Source organism: Coprobacter sp., from assembly GCF_982436375.1.
Genome location: NZ_CEWDCG010000258.1, coordinates 1 through 3555 on the forward strand (window position 1 = coordinate 1; position 3555 = coordinate 3555).

The 3555-nt window shown below is 36.8% G+C and carries 4 protein-coding genes; all 4 read left to right on the top strand.

Annotated elements, in window-relative coordinates; all coding sequences use genetic code 11:
* Window positions 1-49: 49 nt before the first annotated feature.
* The gene (locus AC1WHX_RS11285) at window positions 50-499 is read left to right on the top strand and encodes a putative signal transducing protein (RefSeq protein ID WP_022389908.1); all 450 of its coding nucleotides are present in this window, start codon (window positions 50-52) and stop codon (window positions 497-499) included.
* Window positions 500-581: 82 nt separating this feature from the next.
* Window positions 582-1400: a peptidylprolyl isomerase gene (locus AC1WHX_RS11290; protein ID WP_039927643.1), complete on the top strand. Its 819-nt coding sequence runs from the start codon at window positions 582-584 to the stop codon at window positions 1398-1400.
* Window positions 1400-2647, top strand: coding sequence for a M16 family metallopeptidase (locus AC1WHX_RS11295; RefSeq protein WP_122337103.1), 1248 nt, complete (start codon window positions 1400-1402; stop codon window positions 2645-2647). Before AC1WHX_RS11290 ends, AC1WHX_RS11295 begins: the two co-directional genes overlap by 1 nt.
* 150 nt (window positions 2648-2797) lie before the next feature.
* On the top strand, window positions 2798-3555 hold a 758-nt coding region (gene cas6, locus AC1WHX_RS11300; protein WP_481229380.1), incomplete at its 3' end, for a CRISPR-associated endoribonuclease Cas6.

Below are 3555 nucleotides of genomic sequence, written 5' to 3' on the forward strand. Positions count from 1 at the left end.
ACATTTATGATATAATCCATATATTTGATTCAAAATAAATTATTATATCATGGCAGGTGATAATATAGTGGTCTTTATGACTTTCGGTGATTTGACGGAAGCATATCTTGTTAAAGGTATATTAGATGATAATGCAATTCCGTCTTTTATATCGGATGAGAATGTTTTGTCGGTTTATCCTTTATATAATCAAGGACTAGGAGGAATAAAATTGTCTGTGTTTGAGAGAGATCTTGAGAGTGCGATAAGATTAGTTAAAGAGCAACAAGAAGCTTCTTTTATTCCTGAAGATCAAAAAGGTGTGAATAGTTTGGTGGATGACGGGCCTGTATGCCCTGTTTGTGGCTCACGAAATGTTGCTTATGGAGCTTCTGTCCGGCATAAGTATAACTGGTTGACGATATTCATATCTATATTCCTCCAGGTATATCCGTTTGCAATCCGTAAGAGGTTTCATTGCTTTGATTGTGGAACAGATTTTAAATATAGGAAGAATTAAATATCTGTCAAAAAGCCATTTTTTTACGATATATTAGGACTTGCTGATTATCTTTGTAAAGATTTTAGAGTGGTTTCTCCTTATGAAAAAAGGAATAAGTAAATTAATAATCTGTTTAATTTTATTTTGTATGGGTTGTACGTCTGTAAACAAAGAACATGTTTATGTATTGATTGAAACTGAATTAGGCGATATTAAGGTCAAACTATATAATGAAACGCCTCTTCATAGAGATAATTTTGTCAAATTGGTAAAAGAAGGCTATTATGACGGCCTTTTGTTTCATCGGGTTATAAAAGATTTTATGATACAGGGCGGAGATCCTGACTCTAAAGGAGCTGTTGCTGATAGAACATTGGGGAGCGGAGGACCGGGATATACCCTTCCTGCAGAAATCGTGTATCCTTTATACTTCCATAAAAAAGGAGTTTTGGCTGCGGCTCGTCAGGGAGATGAAGTGAATCCGAAAAAAGAGTCTTCCGGATCTCAGTTTTATATAGTTACCGGAAACGTGTATTCTGAAGGGAAATTGAAAAGTTTGGAACAGCAGCTCACTCAAATGAAAGAACGGAATATCTTTAATCGTTTGGTGGGAGAGCATAGGTCGGAAATTATGCAGTTGCGTAAAAATCGTGATCAAGAAGGGTTGATGGCTTTGCAAGATACTCTTATTGCTCGGACTCATGAAATTTTGATGGAGGAAGGTCCGGTAATGTTCACTCCGGAGCAAAAAACGGCATATACATCGGTGGGCGGTGCTCCTCATTTGGACGGTGAATATACTGTATTCGGTGAAGTCGTCGAGGGGCTGGATATTGTTGATAAAATACAATTGGTGACTACCGGTAAAGCTGATCGCCCGAAAAAAGATATTTCAATGCGAATGAAAATTATAGAATAGTGATTCGGATTAATAGATATTGTCTGTCAAATGGATTGCGTTTAATTCACCATCAGGATAAAGAAACTCAGATGGTGGCATTAAACCTTTTGTACGATGTCGGGTCTAAGGATGAAAATCCGGATTGTACAGGGTTTGCTCATTTGTTTGAGCATCTGATGTTCGGTGGGTCTGTTAATATTCCCGATTTCGATACTCCGTTGCAAAAAGCCGGTGGTGAGAATAATGCGTGGACAAGTAATGATATAACGAATTATTATTCGGTAGTTCCGCGTCAGAATGTAGAAACAGCTTTTTGGCTGGAGTCGGATCGTATGTTCGGGCTTGATTTTTCGGAAAAAAGTCTGTCCGTACAGAAGCAAGTCGTAATCGAAGAATTTAAGCAGCGTAACCTGAATCAGCCGTACGGTGATATTCCGTTATTGATAAGGCCATTGGCATATAAAGTGCATCCGTACAGGTGGCCTACGATAGGGAAACGGGTTGAGCATATCGAACAGGTAAAACTGGAAGATGTGAAGTCGTTCTTTTATAAATATTATGCTCCGAATAATGCTATTTTGGCAGTTACGGGAAACATCTCTTTTGAAGAAGCTGTTGAACTTACCGAAAAATGGTTTGGCACGATAGAGCGAAGAGATATAGAGCCTCGGAATTTACCGGCAGAGCCTGTTCAGAAGTCTGCACGGTTTCAGGAAGTTTCACGTTCTGTACCGTTAGATTCGATTACGAAGGTGTATCACATGTGCCGGAGAATGGATAAAGAATATCATTGCTTTGACTTGTTATCCGACATACTATCCAATGGACGATCTTCCCGGTTGTTTCAACAGCTTGTTATGGATCGGAAACTGTTTGCCGATATAGATGCCAGTATTACAGGTGATATAGATGCCGGATTGTTTATGATCAAGGGAAAAGTCAATAAAGGAATTTCTTTAGAGGAGGCAGATCGTGCTATTGTTGAAGAGTTGCGTAGATTGGGAGAGAATGAGGTGTCGGCGTATGAATTGCAAAAAGTAGTCAATAAATTTGAGTCAAACGATCTGTTTTCCAATATTAATTACTTGAATAAAGCAACTAATTTAGCCTATTACGAATTATTGGATAGAGCCGAAAATATCGATAGTGAAATAGAAAAATATAAAGGTATCACTTCCCGTATGCTGAAAGAAGTAGCAGAAAGAGCATTTGTTGAGGAGAATAGTTCTACTCTATATTATCGTGCAGACGGAGACTTATCATAAACCGATTTTGCATATATAGTAGAATTGATAAAATCCATTTTGTGATTTTAGAGTAGTTAGATTAATATAAGAAAGACAATCAATACAGGTAGAAACGGGGCTGTAGAGATTTTGCCCGATAACCTTTATTGTGAATAAATGGGGGAATATATGCGATTTAAGTTGATACTTACAGTAAATTCAGAACATTCTGGAAATGTACTTCCGGTGAGTTACCAATATGAATTATCTTCTTGCATTCATCGAATATTGACTGATAATAAAGAACTGTATGAACAGTGGTTGAGGATGAATGGGTTCTTACCGGAAATGAGTGTGAAATATAGGTTATTATCTATCTCAAATTTTTATATTCCTAAAATAAAAGTCGAAACCGATCGTCTTTTTATTCTTTCGAAAAGAGTACAATTATGGATTTCTTGTTTGCCGGAGCGTGGTACTGAAGATTTTATAAAAGCGCTTTTTGCAGGAAAAATTTTGTTGATAGGAGATCGTCATACTCAAGTAGAATTGCAAGTGGATGACATAATAAAAACAGATATGGATTCTTATCCTGAGACGTTGAGCTATCTTTCATTATCTCCTATTGTATTTGTGCATGTTCGTCCTAATAGAAGTATAGAATATGTGAGTCCTTATACTCCGGGATATGGAGAGGTATTATTGAATCATATTCTGGAAAAGTATCGTCATTTTTATGGGAAAGATTTTTCCGATAATATGAATTTTAATTTTGAGCTGTTGTCCGAACCTAAGCGAAAAGGTATATTTATAAAGCGTTTTACAAAAGAAGAGTCGAAGATTATCGGTTATATGTATAAATTTAAGCTGACATTGCATCCTGTCTTGCATCAGTTGATTCATAATACCGGGTTGGGAGATAAAGTCAATTTGGGGTTTGGTTGTAT

Bases quoted from the DNA above. Each gene is read 5' to 3' on its own strand.
- AC1WHX_RS11285 (WP_022389908.1), top strand. From the start codon at position 50: ATGGCAGGTGATAATATAGTGGTCTTTATGACTTTCGGTGATTTGACG.
- AC1WHX_RS11290 (WP_039927643.1), top strand. From the start codon at position 582: ATGAAAAAAGGAATAAGTAAATTAATAATCTGTTTAATTTTATTTTGT.